Consider the following 15,388-nt stretch of genomic DNA (forward strand, 5'->3'; position numbering starts at 1 on the left):
CAGGAAAAGCCGGCGTCATGCGTTTTCATTGTGGGCCGGCCCCCGCAATCCCGCAAGCGCCGGATGGATACGAAATGCGGCGTCAGGCAAGCGGCACGGCGGTGGTGTAGAGCACCTGCTTGAGGGCAAAGCTGGAACGGATGCTTGCCACGCCGGGGATGCGTGTGATGTGTTCGACGATCAGTCGTTCCAGCGCATCGACATCCGGCACGAGCGCACGGATCAGGTAGTCGGCGTCGCCGGACATCAGGTAGCACTCCATGATTTCGGGCAGCACCGCGATCTCGCGTTCAAACACGTCGAGTGCGGCCTTGCGCTGCTTGTCCAGCGAGATCTGGATGAAGACGTTGACCTTCAGACCCAATTTGCGCGCATTCAGCAGCGTGACGCGCCGATCGATGAGGCCTTCGGTTTCCAGTCGCCGCACGCGCGCCAGGCACGGCGAAGCGGACAGATTGACGCGCGCGGCCAGCTCAACGTTGGTGAGCCGGGCGTCGCGTTGAAGTTCATTCAGGATGCGGATGTCGGTGGCATCCAGGTTGATTTCCGGCATAAGTGACCTTCAAGCGGCAGATTGGCATTGCATCTGTGCTGAGTATGCCGATTATTGGCGCAGAAAGCGGTCAAAAATGCTGGGGTTTACCCTATAGACTGTTCCGTCCTTCGGTCATAGGGCCGAAATGCAGAATAATCAGCGGCAGAGCAGGATAGTAATGAGTCAGCACGGCAGTCTTCGCAGGTTCCTCCCGCTCGCGGGTGCGGTTGCCATTTGGGGCGGAAACTGGCCCGTCATGAAGCTGGGCCTGGCGCACATGAGTCCGTTGTGGCTTGCCGCCAGCCGATTCGGCTCCGCCGCGCTGATCAGCGTGCTGGTGCTAGCGGCGCTGGGTCGCTTGCGTTTGCCCTCGCGTCAGGAATGGCCGCTGGTGGCGGGCGTGGCCTTGCTGCAGATGGGCGCATTCACGGCGTTGGCGCTTTGGGCCCTGCAATACGTGGCGCCTGGCCGCGCCTCGGTCATTGCCTATGCGACATCCATCTGGGTGATTCCCTTGTCATCGATGATTTTGAAGGAACGCCTCTCGGTGGGCCAATGGCTGGCGACGGCGCTCAGCTATGCCGGCATCGGCGTCATCGTCGCGCCCGCATTCAGCCCGTGGCAGGCGCATACCGTCATCGGTCTGGTGATGCTGTTGGGCGCGTCGTTTGCCTGGGCCTGCAACATCATCCAGTTGCGCGCCAATCGCCATGTGCGCCTGGGCGCCGACATGATTCCCTGGCAAACCGCGATGGCCACGATCCCGCTGGCCGCGCTGGCATGGCTGCGCGACGGCGCGCCGACCTTTCTGGGCGATGCGCAGGCCTGGCCGCTGATCCTGTACACCGGGCCGCTTGCCACGGCGCTGACGTTCATCGTCGTGCTGGGCATGACGCAGAAACTGCCGCCTGCCGCGACGTCCATCGCGATGCTGTGCGTGCCGGTGATCGGTTTGATCGTGTCGTCCGTCGTGTTCCACGAACGCATCTCGGCAGACCTGGCGCTTGGACTTGCGCTGATCGCCGCCAGCGTCGCCGCTTCCGCGTTGGCCACGCGGCTGCGGCGGCCGCTCGCGCTGCGTCCGTCGTAGAACGCACTAGAATGGCGTGCGCCGGAAATGGTCCCGGCCGGTGATGCGGAACGCGCTGCAGATATGGACTCGTTATATGTAGTGGTCGTGTTGGGGGCGATGGCCGCGGGCTTTGTGCAAGGCCTGTCGGGCTTTGGCTTCGGCATGGTGGCCATGTCGTTCTGGGCCTGGACCGTGGACCCGCGGCTTGCTGCGGCGATGGCCGTGTTCGGCGCATTGACCGGGCAGTTGCTGGCGGCTTTCACCGTGCGCCGCGGCTTTGCCATGGCGCATCTGCTGCCGTTCGTTGTCGGCGGATTGCTCGGTATTCCGCTCGGCGTGAAAGTGCTGCCGCATCTGGACCCCGTGGTGTTCAAGGCCTTCATCGGCGGACTGCTCGCCATCTGGTGTCCGATCATGCTGTTTGCCGCGCGGATGCCGCGCATCACGGTGGGGGGCAAGGTGGCCGATGGCGTGGCCGGCGCAATCGGCGGCGTCATGGGCGGGCTGGGCGGATTCACCGGCGTGATTCCCACGTTGTGGTGCACCTTGCGCGGCTTTGATCGCGACGTGCAGCGCGCGGTGATCCAGAACTTCAACCTGTCGATGCTGGCGGTGACGATGGCCAGTTATGTGCTGACCGGTGTCGTCACGCGCGACATGTTGCCGCTATTTGCATTGATCGTGCCCGCAATGCTGGTGCCGACGATATGGGGCACGCGCGTCTATGTAGGCATCAGCGATGTCGCGTTTCGCCGGGTGGTGCTGGGCTTGTTGACGATATCCGGCATCGCGTTGCTTGCGTCGTCAGTGCCCCGCCTGCTTGCCTGAGTGCCTCCGCCTGAGGGGCGGAAAGGGCTTGACGGCCGTGCTATCGTTGAAAAATTCAAGAGAGAATCACGCATGGCATTGCATCGTTTCGAAAAGGGCGAACTGGGACATTGGCTACGCGTCGTGGCCGACAACAACGAACCCGGCGCGGTCCAGACCGAAGTGCCCGCGCATGTCGCGCAGGCGCTGGAAACCTTGCGCTGCATTGAATCCGGCGCCGATGGCCGCTGGGTCATCACCGACAAGGGCAGGCTCTCGCTGCGTATGGAAGAGCCGGGCGCCATCCATTTGCGCTAAGCCATTTGCGGTCTTCGCGGCGGTAAGACAATCGCCCGATTACGCAGTTCACCATATCCGTCATTTGAACAGCCGCAGGCAAAGTACTGCATGGTTGCGAATGTTTTCGCAGTATTTCGTGCTGGATGCCATCCCTACAGTGCGGCAAGGCATATCCTGAGACGGAATGTGGGAATTGACATCTTTCGGACGTATTCCACCCTGCGTCCGACCAGTAAGATGAACTTTGCGTGACGGATGCAGGTCTATTGTTTTGCGCGGGTAATTTTGTCCTGTCGCACGTCACGCGTGGTTCGCGCGTTTAGGTAACCGACTGGGAGGTAGCACATGCAGCATCGTGACCAGGAAGTACTGATCGACGTTTCCACAGCGGCCATGGATACCGGCGGATATGGCGTATTGCTGACGGTTACGGCTGAGGGCGGCACCGAAGTGGATGCCGCGTTTTCCCACTTGGGCAACTGCGCTTCGTTGGACGAAGCACGTGATCGCGCGGAAATCTTCGCGCAAAACTGGGTAGAGGAAAATATCTTCCGATAGGGCTTGCACCCTGGACGGAGCTGATCGGCACGACCGGTCTGTGTGTGCATGAGCACGTGGCGCATACCTTCGAGATGGCGACGACGATTTCGGTTATCGTTGCTGCTCCAAAACCTGGGGCCCTCGTCGGGTATGCGTCGTTCCAAGATGACTGCCGCACAGACCAATTCCTTTCTAGCGGATGATATCCGCGCGCTGCGGGCGCATTTTGATTCGGTCGTGTTGCCCATGTGGTTGGGCCGCGGTTTCAACGAAACGCTCGGCCTGCCTTACGAATCTCTGAATTCCGCCAACGGCGAACCGTTGCCAGCAACGCGTTATCGCGCGATGGCTTGTGCGCGCCAGTTGTATGTTTTTGCGCAGGCGCCGGGCGAGGCGGCCGCGCAGCATGCGGACCGGTTGTTCGAATCCCTGCGCCGCGTGTTCCAGGACGAGCACGGCGGTTGGCGATACAGCGTCGATGCAGCGGGTCAGCCGCTGGACGATACGCAGGACCTCTACACGCACGCGTTCATCGTGCTGGCCGCTTCCGCCTATTTCCGGCGTAGCCGCAACGCGCAGGCGCGCAAGCTGATGCTGGCCACGGCGCGCACGATCGAGGCGCGTTTCAAGACCACAGATTCGCTGTATCACGCGGCGCTCAGCGCGGACTTCGCACAGCCGCTGAAACCGCCGGCGCAAAATCCGATGATGCATCTGACCGAAGCCTATCTGGCGGCGGCGCAGGTTGCCGAACCCGCCTGGTTTGCGCAGCATCTGCGCGAACTTGCGCAAGGCATCAGCCAGTTCTTCGTGCATGCGCCGACGCAATGCGTATCAGAGGCGTTGCAGGGCAGTGCTGCAAACCGGCTGGAGCCCGGCCATCAATTCGAATGGCTGTCTCTCGTGCACGAATCGGCGCAGGTGTTCGAAGGTCTGGACCTTGTAGAGTCCCTGCCGCGCGCCGTGCAGTGGTCGCGTGATCATGGCGTCGATGCCGCGGGCGTGATCGCCTCGCTGGACGAGTCTGGCAAGGTTGCGGACGATACCCGCCGAATCTGGGCCCAGACGGAGTACCTCAGGGCGTTGGCGGTGATGGGCGATCTACCCGCGCTGCAACCGGCGCTGGCAAGTTTTCGCAGCCGATTCCTGCACCCGACCGGTTGGTACGAATGCCTGGATATAAACGGAAACGTGACGCGGCCTGATATGCCGTCCACATCCCCTTATCACCTGGCAACATGTTTGGCGGCGTTACAAAACGTTGTTTGCTAATCACGTTAACAATTTAGTTCCCCCTATGAAGGCGATTTAATAGAAAGACATTGGTGAAATCCCTTACAATTTGCTAACACTGTTTGTGGGGAAGCATCAATGAGCGTTATGTGTTTGGCTTGCCAACGCATTAATCCAGGACTTGCAGGCGTAGCGCCGCATTCGCACCTGGGACATCAAGGATTTACCAACCCAACGCAGAAAGGCCGGGAGGAAAGCCGCGAAGACCACTTCCGCTGCCTGAATTGCGGCGCGAAATGGCTGCGCGAGACCGACAAATGGGGCGTGGACCTGGGCTTCAAGCTCGCGCCTTGATCGGATTTCACCGGCACTCGTACGACACGGGCCCCTTTATGGGGCCCGTTGCTTTTGGGGCGGAATTCGGCGTGCGGAAAAGTGAGGACGATAGCCGGCGCGGCGCGATGCGCGGGGCGTTCAGCAAGGGGCGCGTGCCGCCATGACATCGGGATCGCGGCTGGCGGTTTCCAGCAGCCATTGGCGGAAACAGGCGAGGGCGTAGTGATCGCGCCGCTGTGCGGGAGCGCACAGGTGATAACCGCGGTCGATGCGGATGACCAGTTCCGGAAAGGGCGCGGCGACCCGGCCCGCCTGCAGTTCGTCCCGGACCAGGCAGCGTTGCAGCACCGCGATGCCCATGTCGGCCATCACCGCGCGTATCAGGATCGATACCTGATCAAACCCGTTCGACAGCGCGACGCTGCCGCGCGCCACGCCAGCCGCGCTGAACCATTGCGACCAGTTTTCCTGGCCGTTGGTATGAAACAGCAGCGGCTCGCCGAGCAACCCCTGCGGCGTGCTCCACAGACCTTGGGCGTGACGTTTCGCCAGTCGCTCCGGATGGCAGATCACCACCATCTCGCGACCGATGACGTAGTCCGCGTGCCAGTTGGGCCACTGCGCCGGCGTGCCAGACAGGATGCTGGCATCCGGCGTGGCGCCGGAAAAGTCTTCGCTGCGGCGGTAAGCCGAAAAGCCGAGCTGGATGTCGGGGTGGCGCTGGTGGAAGTCCGGCAGGCGCGGCACAAGCCACGCGCTGGCTAACGTGGGAACAGAAGAAAGCGTCAAGCGCAGCCGCCGGTCGTCGGCGCGTAACTCCGTGCTGAGCGTTTCGATCGCCTGCAGCGGCGCCCGCGCGCCATCGTAGAGCTTGCGGCCGGTGTCGGTCAGCGTGAGGCCGTGCGCATTCCTGTGCATGAGAGGCTGGCCGAAGTGCGCCTCCAGGCGCGAGATGGCACGGCTGATGGCACCCTGCGTGACGCACAGCACTTGCGCAGCCTGAGTGAAGCTGCCCAGCCTGGCCGCCGTCACGAAGGCATGCAGCTCGGACATCGACGGCGAATGCAGACGCATCTAGCATGACCTTTGGTAATGAAGGAGTGCAATATAGTCGTTTGAAAGGGGATCGTAAAGTTTGGACACTGGCGGCCTTCAGAACAACAACCCAGGAGTCGCCTCATGTCCCGCCGTCTTTTTGGCCGGTCCGCGCGCTTTGCGCTCGCCGGCATGTTTGCCACGTTGTCCTTCTGCGGCGTCACGCATGCCGCCGACTATCCCGCGCGTCCGATCAAGCTGGTGGTGCCGTTCGCGGCGGGCGGTTCGACGGACATCGTGGCCCGCCTGGTGGCTGAGTACGCAGGGCGGGATCTGAAGCAGACCATCGTGGTGGAGAACAAGGCTGGCGCTGGCGGATCGCTGGGCATGGAACAGGTGGCGCGGTCGACACCGGACGGGTACACCATCGGCATGGCGACCATGAGCACGCACGGGTCCAATCCGGCCGTGTTCCGCAAGATGAACTATGACCCCGTCAAGGACTTCGTGCCGGTGGCCAATGTGCTGGCCGTGCCCAGCATCTTTGCGATCAATCCGAACATTCCGGCCAGGAACATGGCCGAATTCGTGGCGCTGTCCAAAGGCGCGCCCGAGCGCTACAGCTTCGCGTCGCCGGGCGTGGGCTCGCTGGGACACGTGAACATCGAGAATTTCATGATGCTGTCCGGCATCAAGTTGCTGCACGTGCCTTATCGGGGCGCGGGTCCGGCGTTGAACGACGTGATGGGCGGGCAAGTGGATGCGATCACGGACAATCTGTCGTCGACGTTGCCGCAGGTGCTGGGCGGCAAGCTGCGTCCGCTGGCCGTGCTAGGCGCCGAACGTTCGCCCTTGCTGCCCGACGTGCCCACGTATATCGAACTTGGCTATCCCGACATGGGCACGGGCGGCTGGTTTGGTCTGGTGGCGCCCGCCGGCACTCCGCAAGCGGTGGTGGAGCGTCTGAACAAGGCCGTTCGCGTGGCGATGGAAAACCCGGAATTCCGCAAGAAGGCCGAAGACGTGGGTGGTACGCTGATGCCCACGACGCCGCAAGAATTCCAGGTGCAGATCGACCAGGCTTTGGCCCGTTATGCAAAAGTGGCCAAGACCGCCAACATCCAGGCTGATTGACGATGACGACCGCCGACTTCCCCGCTGTTTCCGTTCATGAACCCATCGGGCCCGCGTTGCCGTTGGTCTGTGATTCGCCGCATAGCGGCGAGCGTTATCCCGACGATTTCGGGGCCTCGGCCACGCTGGCGCAATTGCGCCAGGGCGAGGACACGCACGTGGACGCGTTGTGGTCGGCGGCGCCTGCACTGGGCGCCACGCTGGTGGCTGCCAATTTTCCGCGCGTCTACATCGACCCGAATCGCACGTTGCAGGATCTGGATCCGGAACTGCTGGCCGAGCCCTGGCCCGAGCCGCTGGATCCCGGCGAGAAGACGCGGTTGGGCAAGGGCCTGATCTGGCGGCGCATGGACAAGGCCACGCCGATCTATGACCGCAAGCTGACGCTGGCGCAGGTGCGCCATCGGATCCAGGCGTACTACGAGCCTTATCACGCGGCGCTGGCCAAGGCGATCCGGCACGTCGAGGAACGTTTTGGCGCCGTGTGGCACCTCAATCTGCATTCGATGCCGAACGATGCCTACGAACGGCTTGGACGTCACAGCGAGCATCCCCTTGCGGACTTCGTGCTGGGCGATCGGGACGGCACGACGTGCGAGCCGGAGTTCATTGCATTGATTGAGACGGCGCTGCGCGACAAAGGCTATACCGTGGCGCGCAACGATCCGTACAAGGGCGTGCAACTCATCGCGCAGATCGGCCAGCCAGCGTTGAACCGGCACAGCCTGCAAGTCGAGATCCGGCGTCCGCTTTACATGGACGAGGCGACGCGCGAACGCAATGCCGGCTTCGATTTGCTGCGCGCCGATCTGTCGCACGTGCTGGAACAGGTGGCGGCCTTCGTACGGGTACGCGCACAGGCGATCGCGTCGACAAAATAGAGTCGCTTGCATAACGGCGCGCGGACCGGCATTTTGCGGACGTGGCGCCCTTAAGTTTCCTTGCCGCAGGCCGTTGTGCAACGTGTCGGTGCGCTTGCATGAATGCGCTCAAGGAAACCGCAATGTCCGAGAAAATCATCAATGGATTTTCAGTGGTCGCGTATGCGACCCAGCCCGAGGGGCGCATCCCGCCGCGTGCGTTTCTGGAGACGCGGCGTCTGCCTGTAAAAGCCGCCGCGCCTGCGAACACTTCCGTAACTGCGACGACCGCCGAAGACGCGGATCCCACCGCGGAGCAGGCTGCGCCGGAACCCGAAAGCCTGGCGTTCGAGATTTTCGTGAGCCGGCGTTTTCGCAGCACGATCGAAGCGATGTCGGCTGCACGCAACGCGCTGGACCGCGTGAAATCCGTTGATGCGGACGGCGTTCCGGAGCCGTTGCCGGAGTAGTTTCTCGACCGCGGCAAGCCGTGGTACGAGGCGGTGCCGTTGCTCAAGCAGCCGCAGGCGCTGCACGGCAGCATCGAGCACACGCGCTCCGCGCCGCAATAGGGGCGTCAGGTCAGGGTGCTGCGCATCAGGATCTCGGTCAGCGCGCGGGTGGGTTTGCCGGGCGACGGGGCCGAGATGACGATGAATTCCACGGGCGGCAGCGTGGGCAGGTTGGCGGCGCCCGCGGGCGCCGACAGGCCCGCGGTGGACAGGTGCGAGGGCTGCACGGTGATGCCCAGTCCCGCGCGGGCTGCTGCCTGGCAGCCCGCGTAGCTGGTGCTGGTGCAGACGATCTGCCAGCTCCGGCCCGCGCGGGCCAACGCGTCAAGCGCCAGCGTGCGCGTCACGCTGGGCTCGCGCAACAGGATCAACGGCAAGGGCTCGTCGGGATCCACGCGCAGACCTTCCTTCGCGCGCCACAGCAGCGCCTCCTTGTGCAACGTCTGGCCGCGCCGGTCGCCGCGCCGGCGCTTGCCGATCATCACGTCCAGACGGTTGTCGTCCAGCAGCTTGTAGAGGTCGGTGGTGACGCCGATGGTCAGGTCCAGCTCGACCTCGGGATGCGCCAGGCGAAACGCCGCCAGCACATCGGGCAGGGGACCCATCGCCAGATCGTCGGAAGTGCCCAGCCGGATCCGTCCGCGCAGGCGGGGCGCATCGAAGAGGCGCTCGGCCTTTTCATGCGCGGCCAGGATGATCTCGGCATGCACGAGCAGGCTGCGGCCGTCGCTGGTCAGCGCGAGTGAGTGGGTGTCGCGCTGGAACAGGCGGCGATTCACGGCCTGTTCGAGCTGGCGGATGTGCTCGCTGACGGTGGGCTGGGTCAGGCCCAGCCGGCGCGCGGCTTCGGTGAAGCTGGGCGCGCCTGCGGCGGCGGCGAACGTCTTGAGCCAGAGCGGGTTCAGCATGGGCGGGATGCGGTCATAGGGATTTCCAATGACAGTTAAAGTACTCAGTGGCCTTCACGATGGCAAGGGCCGCGCCTATAGTGGGCGCAACTTTCTGAACACGCCTTTGCCATGCGCCGCTTCCTGCCAGACCAATTCACCCTCATCCTGATCGCCACGGTGGCGTTCGCCAGCTTTTTCCCGGCGGTGGGCAAGGGCGCCACGTTCATGATGGTGGCGAGCAACGTGGCGATCTCGCTCCTGTTCTTCCTGCACGGGGCGCGGCTGTCCACCGATGCCATCGTGTCCGGCGTGAAGGACGTGCGCCTGCATGGGCTGATCCTGGCCTGCACCTTTCTGTTGTTCCCCGCGCTGGGCCTGGGACTGCGCGCGCTGTTTCCCGGGCTGCTGACGCCGTCGCTGTGGATCGGCGTGCTGTTCGTCTGCACGCTCTCGTCCACCGTGCAGTCGTCGATCGCCTTCACGTCGATGGCGCGCGGCAACGTGCCGGGGGCGATCTGCGCGGCGACGGCCTCCAATCTGCTGGGCACCGTGCTGACGCCGCTGCTGGTGGCGGTGCTGCTGCATCGGCATGGCGGCGGGCATGGCCTGGCCGACGCTGGCCGCATCCTGCTGCAACTGCTGCTGCCGTTTGCGGTGGGCAGCCTGCTGCGGCCGTGGATCGGGGCGTGGGCGCTGCGCAATAGCCGCACGCTGTCCAAGGTGGATCGCAGCTCGATCCTGCTGGCGGTCTACACCGCGTTCAGCGAGGCGGTCGCCCAGGGCATCTGGCATGCGTTCCCGGCCATCGACCTTGCCACGATGGTGCTGGTGAATGCCTTGTTGCTGGGATCGGTGCTGTTGATCACAACGTGGGGCAGCCGCAAGCTGGGGCTGAGCAAGGAGAACGAGATCACGCTGGTGTTCTGCGGATCGAAGAAGTCGCTGGCGTCCGGAATTCCGCTTGCGACCGTGCTGTTCGGCACGTCGCAGATGGGTGTGGTGGTGTTGCCGCTGATGATTTTCCATCAGATGCAGCTGATGGTTTGCGCGGTGCTGGCGCGGCGTTATGCCGAGCGGGCGGAGCCGGGGCAGGCAGTGGCGGTCCGGGCGTAAAGCTGGGCGCAAATCGGGGCGCAATTCCGGGCGAAAAGCCGGGCGCAATTCCGAACCATTGCGCCGCGCCGAAATCGATCAGGCGGCCGCGTCCGCAGGAAGTATCTTGCCCGCCGGCTGCCAGTAGACGCTGCCGTCGCGCTCGGACACGTCCAGCGCGGTGAGGCGTCCGTTTCGACAGGGGCCGCCCACGCACAGGCCCGTGTCCGGCTGGTAGGTGGCGCCGTGGCGGGCGCACATGATGAGGTCGCCGGCGCGGGTGAAGAAGCTGCCTTCCCAGTCCAGTTCGACGCCGACGTGGGCGCAGCGGTTCAGGTAGCCATGCACCCGGTCCTGGTAGCGCACGAAGAAGGCGGTGGTGCGGCCCGCGCCATCGGTCACGGGCACCTTCACGCCGAGGCCGCCGTTGACCAGATCGCCGGCGGCGCAGACGCGGACTTGAGGGAGGGTGGGGGAATCCTGCATGGGAGGCCTGGCAATCAAAGGGTGCGATGTTCGGATAGGGGGCGCGGCTTGTCAATCCGCCGGCGCCGCCCGGGCGCTTTCCTGCTGGCGGGCCCACATGCCGGCGTAGATGCCGGCCTGGGCCAGCAACTGCGGATGGCGGCCGCGTTCGACGATGCGGCCATCGGCCAGCACGATGATCTCGTCCGCGTCCGCCACCGTGGACAGGCGGTGCGCGATGATCAGCGTACTACGGCCCTGGCTGACTTCGCGCAGGTTGGCCTGGATCTCGCGTTCCGTGTGGGTGTCCAGCGCGCTGGTGGCCTCGTCGAACAGGAATATGGCCGGATTCTTGAGGATGGTGCGGGCAATCGCCACGCGCTGCTTTTCGCCGCCCGACAGCTTCAGGCCGCGTTCGCCCACCATCGTGCCGTAGCCGTCCGGCATGGTCAGGATCAGGTCGTGGATGTGAGCAAGGCGCGCGGCGGCCTCGATTTCAGCGTCCGTGGCGCCCGGCCGGCCGTAGCCGATGTTGTAGCGGATGGTGTCGTTGAACAGCACCGTGTCCTGCGGCACCACGCCGATGGCCGCGCGCACGCTGGCCTGCGTGACGTCGCGCACGTCCTGGCCGTCGATCAGGATGGCGCCGCTGTCGGTGTCATAAAAGCGGAACAGCAGCCGCGCGATGGTGGATTTTCCTGCGCCGGAGGTGCCCACCACGGCCACCGTCTTGCCGGCGGGAATCGAGAAGCTGACACCTTTCAGGATGGCGCGGCGCGGGTCATAGCCGAAGTGCACGTCGCGGAACTCCACCGCGCCGCCCGATACCTGCAGCGGCGCGGCGCCGGGACGGTCCGCCACTTCGCGATCCTGGCCCAGCAGCTCGAACATGCGCTCCATGTCGATCAGCGCCTGCTTGATCTCGCGGTAGATGAAGCCGAAGAAGCTGAGCGGCGTGTAGAGCTGCAAGAGATACGTGTTGACCAGCACGAAATCGCCCAGCGTGTAGCGGCCCTCGGCGATGCCGTTGGCCGCCATCCACATCACCAGCGTCAGTCCCGTGGAAATGATGAGGGCCTGGCCGACGTTCAGGATCGACAGGCTGACCTGGCTGCGCACGGCGGCGCGTTCGTAGCGGGTGAGCGAGGCGTCGTAGCGCCGGGCCTCGTGTTCTTCGTTGCCGAAATACTTGACGGTCTCGTAGTTCAGCAGGCTCTCGATGGCCTTGGTGTTGGCCTCGGAGTCGGTTTCGTTCATCTGGCGCCGGAACTTGGCGCGCCATTCCGTCACGGCAAGCGTGTAGGCCATGTACAGCACGACGGTGGCGCCAGTGGCCAGCGCCAGCCAGCCGTCGAACATCTTCCACAGCACGATGCAGACCAGGCTGATCTCGAAGAACGTGGGCAGGATGTTGAACAGCAGGAACGACAGCAGTGTCTGGATGCCCTTGGTGCCGCGTTCGATGGCGCGGTTCAGCCCGCCGGTCTGACGCGCCAGGTGAAAGCGCAGCGCCAGACCGTGCAGGTGGCGGAAGATCTGCAGGCCGACCGAGCGGATCGCATGTTGGCCGACGCGCGCGAAGATGGCATCGCGCAGTTCCGAGAACAGCAGCGACAGCACGCGGGCGGTGCCGTAGGCGAGGATCAGGCCGAGCGGCACCGTCACCGTGCCGGGCGCGCCCTTGCCCAGTTCGTCGACCGCCTGCTTGTACAGCAGCGGCACGTAGACGGTTGCGGCCTTGGCGGCGAACAGGCACAGCAGCGCCGCCACGACGCGGACCTTCAGGCCGGTCTTGCCGGGCGGCCACAGGTAGGGAAACAGCGTGCGAAGCGTGGCAAGTCCGCCGCCCTTGCCGGGCCGCGTTTCAGGAGAATTCATGATCGGGATGCTGGGTTTGGGGCCGCCTCCGACCGGGGAGTTAGGCCGTTTGCAGGGCATTATGAGGCACCAGCGGTACTATTTGAGGGATAACCCCTGGTACGGAAGCACCAGCATCGGGGGATTGAAGGCTGTATTGCGACACGGGCGCAGCACGTCGGGCCCGTTTCTTTCTCTTCCAACCGGGGGTCCGGCCGGCTGCTCCCCTGGTTGCGCGACCGGGCGCGTTTTCGCCGCGCCTGGGTCGCGTCGCTTGCTACGGAGGGTCTTATGGCGAAGGTACCCGCAGTGAAATTGAACGACGGAGGCAAGATTCCGCAGTTGGGCTTGGGAGTCTGGCAGGTGCCGGACGATCAGGCAGCCTCCAGCGTGAAGGAAGCGCTGGCGGCAGGTTACCGGTCGGTGGACACGGCGGCGATCTACGGCAACGAGGCAGGCGTGGGCGCGGGCCTGCGGTCGGCCGGCGTGGCGCGCAAGGACCTGTTCATCACCACCAAGCTCTGGAACGACAAGCACGGCTACGACGACGCGCACAAGGCGATGGACGAAAGCCTGGAGAAGCTGGGGCTGGCGTACGTGGACCTGTACCTCATCCACTGGCCGGTCGCGGGCAGCGAGAAGTTCCTGGACGCCTGGCGCGCCATGATCGAGATGAAGGAAGACGGCCGCGCGCGCGCGATCGGCGTGTCGAACTTCACGCAAGCCAATCTGGAACGCCTGATCGACGCGTCCGGCGTCACCCCCGCCGTCAACCAGATCGAGCTGCATCCGGGGTTCACGCAGAATGCGCTGCGGGCCTTTCATGCGCGGCATGGCATCGTGACCGAGTCCTGGAGTCCGCTGGCACAAGGCAACATCACGAAGGAAAAGGTGATCCTGGACCTGGCGCAAAAGCACGGCAAGTCGCCCGCGCAGGTGACGCTGCGCTGGCATCTTCAGCACAACCTGGTCGTGATACCGAAGTCCGTCACGCCGGCGCGCATCCGCGAGAACATCGACGTGTTCGACTTCGAGCTGTCGGCGGCGGACATGGCGGCCATCGACGGCATCAAGGAAGGTCCGCGCCTGGGCCCGGATCCCGAGAAGTTCGCGTAGGGGAGACGCAGCCCCGGCGGGTGGCGCGCGGCGAGCGGGACCGCGCAGCCGGCCGGGGTAACTGTCCGGCCTTGATCGGCGGGGCCGTCATTGGCCGAGCCGCGATAGACGGGGCCGCCATCGGCCGGGCGACGGTCTGCGCGACTGCCGTCCGCCCAACCTGTTCGGCTAGTGCTTGAGCGGGAACACCCAGTACCGCACGATGACCACGAGCAGGATGCTCAGCGCGGTCCAGGACGCCCAATGCCAGGCGCCGGTGCCCAGCAGGGCCGCCAGCAAGCCAAAGATGCTGAGCACGCCCAGCAGGATCGGCACGCCCCACACGAACAGGAAGCCCCGGCTGCCTTTACTCGTTGAGCGGCTCATGCGGGCGTCCTTTGCGGGGCGGTAGCCTGGTGTTTCTTGATGAGTTCGTTGATGCGCGCTTCGGTGGCGCGGCGCCGGGCCAGCCACAGATACAGTCCGCTCACCAGCACGACGATGGTGACGAGATCCAGCAGCGCCCAGATGATCTTGAGCGGCAGGCCGCCGTAATCGCCGAAGTGCAGCGGCCGCGAGACTTCCAACGCCGTCAGATACCACGGCATTTTCGCCACCGTCGTCAGGTCGCCGCTCCGGCCGTCGATCAGCACGGGCGTGTTCAGCTTGGACGTCAGGGGCGAGTCGCCACGCATCCACGCAATGAAGTGCTGCGGGCTGCCGAAGGCGTTGCCGGGGAAGGAGATGAAAGACACCTCATTACCCGGCATGGCCTTGCGCGCGGTGTCGGCCACCAACTGCGCCGACGCGAGCTGCGTGGGGATGGGCTGACCCTTGTAGGGTTCCAGCACGCGCGGCAGTTCGGTGGATTGCCACAGACGGAAGAGCGGCGTGGACAGTTCGTTGATGACGCCGGTCAAGCCCACCACCAGCGCCCACACCAGCGTCACGATGCCCAGCAGGTTGTGCAGGTCCAGCCATTTCAGGCGCGTCGAGCGCGTGGCGCGCACGGTGCCGAATTCCAGCTTCTTCATGAAGGGGCCGTACAGCACGACGCCGGACACGATGGCCACGCAGAACAGCAGGCCCATGAATCCCAGGAACAGCTCGCCGGTCAGGCCCGCGAACAGGTCCACGTGCAGCGCCAGCATGATGCCCATGAACGAAAACTTGTCTTCGGTATAAAGCGGGCCATCGAGCAGCACTTCGCCCGTGCGGGCATCCATGCGGATCGCGTGGCCCGAGGCCAGTCCGTCGCCGGGCGTCTTCGCCATGCCGACGAAGACCTGCGGCTCGTCCGGGTCGAACGACAGGTAGTCGACGACTTCGTTCGGGTACATGGCTCGCGCGTTGGCCACGAGTTTGTCCAGATTGGCGGGCGGGGTGTCCGCAGGCACCGCGGACAAGGGCTTGCCGTCGTCGAGCCAATGCTCGATCTCGTGATGAAACACGAGCGGCAAACCGGTCAGACAGATGATGAGCAGGAAGATCGTGCAAACCAGGCTGGTCCACTTGTGGACGAGATACCAGGTCTTGATGGTGGACGCGGCGGTCATGGCGACGGCGGAAGCGGCTAGACGCCACTCCCTTCAGGGCAGTACGGGAAAGGAGAAAACATTATCACG

The 15,388-nt window shown here is 64.5% G+C and carries 18 protein-coding genes; 11 read left to right on the top strand and 7 right to left on the bottom strand.

Annotated elements, in window-relative coordinates; genetic code table 11:
* Positions 1-82: 82 nt before the first annotated feature.
* Positions 83-553 (bottom strand): Lrp/AsnC family transcriptional regulator, encoded by a 471-nt coding sequence (locus KW836_RS11290; RefSeq protein WP_006226939.1) that lies wholly within the window; start codon positions 551-553, stop codon positions 83-85.
* Between the two features lie 160 nt (positions 554-713).
* On the opposite strand from KW836_RS11290, the gene KW836_RS11295 reads away from it, so the two are divergent.
* The 6 genes from KW836_RS11295 (at position 714) to KW836_RS28140 (ending at position 4,841) form a co-directional block, all read left to right on the top strand.
* On the top strand, positions 714-1,625 hold the full coding sequence (locus tag KW836_RS11295; RefSeq protein ID WP_218343359.1) for a DMT family transporter: 912 nt from the start codon (positions 714-716) through the stop codon (positions 1,623-1,625).
* A 63-nt stretch (positions 1,626-1,688) separates the two neighbouring features.
* Positions 1,689-2,435, top strand: coding sequence for a sulfite exporter TauE/SafE family protein (locus KW836_RS11300; RefSeq protein ID WP_175185020.1), 747 nt, complete (start codon positions 1,689-1,691; stop codon positions 2,433-2,435).
* Between the two features lie 72 nt (positions 2,436-2,507).
* On the top strand, positions 2,508-2,732 hold the full coding sequence (locus KW836_RS11305) for a hypothetical protein (protein ID WP_175138534.1): 225 nt from the start codon (positions 2,508-2,510) through the stop codon (positions 2,730-2,732).
* A 327-nt stretch (positions 2,733-3,059) separates the two neighbouring features.
* On the top strand, positions 3,060-3,272 hold the full coding sequence (locus KW836_RS11310; protein ID WP_006218759.1) for a hypothetical protein: 213 nt from the start codon (positions 3,060-3,062) through the stop codon (positions 3,270-3,272).
* 147 nt (positions 3,273-3,419) lie between these two features.
* The gene (locus tag KW836_RS11315; protein ID WP_218344257.1) at positions 3,420-4,526 is read left to right on the top strand and encodes an AGE family epimerase/isomerase; all 1,107 of its coding nucleotides are present in this window, start codon (positions 3,420-3,422) and stop codon (positions 4,524-4,526) included.
* A 99-nt stretch (positions 4,527-4,625) separates the two neighbouring features.
* Positions 4,626-4,841 carry a hypothetical protein gene (locus tag KW836_RS28140; RefSeq protein WP_006388022.1) on the top strand — a complete coding sequence of 72 codons (216 nt, stop codon included), beginning with the start codon at positions 4,626-4,628 and terminating at the stop codon, positions 4,839-4,841.
* 120 nt (positions 4,842-4,961) lie between these two features.
* Here the strand turns inward: KW836_RS28140 and KW836_RS11320 are convergent, their stop codons facing one another.
* Positions 4,962-5,897 (bottom strand): LysR substrate-binding domain-containing protein, encoded by a 936-nt coding sequence (locus tag KW836_RS11320; protein WP_218343360.1) that lies wholly within the window; start codon positions 5,895-5,897, stop codon positions 4,962-4,964.
* A gap of 105 nt (positions 5,898-6,002) precedes the next feature.
* Here KW836_RS11320 and KW836_RS11325 point away from each other — a divergent pair, with 105 nt between their 5' ends.
* The 3 genes from KW836_RS11325 (at position 6,003) to KW836_RS11335 (ending at position 8,322) form a co-directional block, all read left to right on the top strand.
* Positions 6,003-6,992 (top strand): tripartite tricarboxylate transporter substrate binding protein, encoded by a 990-nt coding sequence (locus KW836_RS11325; RefSeq protein ID WP_218343361.1) that lies wholly within the window; start codon positions 6,003-6,005, stop codon positions 6,990-6,992.
* A gap of 2 nt (positions 6,993-6,994) precedes the next feature.
* On the top strand, positions 6,995-7,873 hold the full coding sequence (locus KW836_RS11330; protein ID WP_175124040.1) for an N-formylglutamate amidohydrolase: 879 nt from the start codon (positions 6,995-6,997) through the stop codon (positions 7,871-7,873).
* 122 nt (positions 7,874-7,995) lie between these two features.
* The gene (locus KW836_RS11335; RefSeq protein ID WP_175138530.1) at positions 7,996-8,322 is read left to right on the top strand and encodes a hypothetical protein; all 327 of its coding nucleotides are present in this window, start codon (positions 7,996-7,998) and stop codon (positions 8,320-8,322) included.
* A gap of 107 nt (positions 8,323-8,429) precedes the next feature.
* Here KW836_RS11335 and KW836_RS11340 read toward each other — a convergent pair whose 3' ends face one another.
* The gene (locus KW836_RS11340; RefSeq protein WP_175124042.1) at positions 8,430-9,272 is read right to left on the bottom strand and encodes a LysR substrate-binding domain-containing protein; all 843 of its coding nucleotides are present in this window, start codon (positions 9,270-9,272) and stop codon (positions 8,430-8,432) included.
* 111 nt (positions 9,273-9,383) lie between these two features.
* On the opposite strand from KW836_RS11340, the gene KW836_RS11345 reads away from it, so the two are divergent.
* A complete protein-coding gene (locus KW836_RS11345) occupies positions 9,384-10,367 on the top strand; it encodes a bile acid:sodium symporter family protein (protein ID WP_218343362.1) in 984 nt (327 codons plus the stop codon).
* Between the two features lie 78 nt (positions 10,368-10,445).
* Here KW836_RS11345 and KW836_RS11350 read toward each other — a convergent pair whose 3' ends face one another.
* Together KW836_RS11350 and KW836_RS11355 are read right to left on the bottom strand one after the other, a co-directional pair.
* The gene (locus tag KW836_RS11350) at positions 10,446-10,832 is read right to left on the bottom strand and encodes a Rieske (2Fe-2S) protein (RefSeq protein WP_175185024.1); all 387 of its coding nucleotides are present in this window, start codon (positions 10,830-10,832) and stop codon (positions 10,446-10,448) included.
* Between the two features lie 51 nt (positions 10,833-10,883).
* Positions 10,884-12,689: an ABC transporter ATP-binding protein/permease gene (locus KW836_RS11355; protein WP_218343363.1), complete on the bottom strand. Its 1,806-nt coding sequence runs from the start codon at positions 12,687-12,689 to the stop codon at positions 10,884-10,886.
* Positions 12,690-12,959: 270 nt separating this feature from the next.
* Between KW836_RS11355 and KW836_RS11360 the strand changes: the two genes are divergently transcribed.
* Positions 12,960-13,784, top strand: coding sequence for an aldo/keto reductase (locus KW836_RS11360; protein WP_175185026.1), 825 nt, complete (start codon positions 12,960-12,962; stop codon positions 13,782-13,784).
* A gap of 168 nt (positions 13,785-13,952) precedes the next feature.
* Here KW836_RS11360 and KW836_RS11365 read toward each other — a convergent pair whose 3' ends face one another.
* Both KW836_RS11365 and KW836_RS11370 read right to left on the bottom strand, forming a co-directional pair.
* Entirely contained in the window at positions 13,953-14,150 is a 198-nt protein-coding gene (locus KW836_RS11365) for a hypothetical protein (protein ID WP_175124047.1), read from the bottom strand.
* Entirely contained in the window at positions 14,147-15,319 is a 1,173-nt protein-coding gene (locus KW836_RS11370) for a PepSY domain-containing protein (protein WP_218343364.1), read from the bottom strand. The genes KW836_RS11365 and KW836_RS11370 overlap by 4 nt, the downstream gene beginning before the upstream one ends.
* Positions 15,320-15,388: the final 69 nt, after the last annotated feature.

Origin of the sequence: Achromobacter sp. ACM05 (assembly GCF_019218915.1) — a bacterium.
Taxonomy (GTDB): Bacteria; Pseudomonadota; Gammaproteobacteria; order Burkholderiales; family Burkholderiaceae_B; genus Achromobacter; species Achromobacter animicus.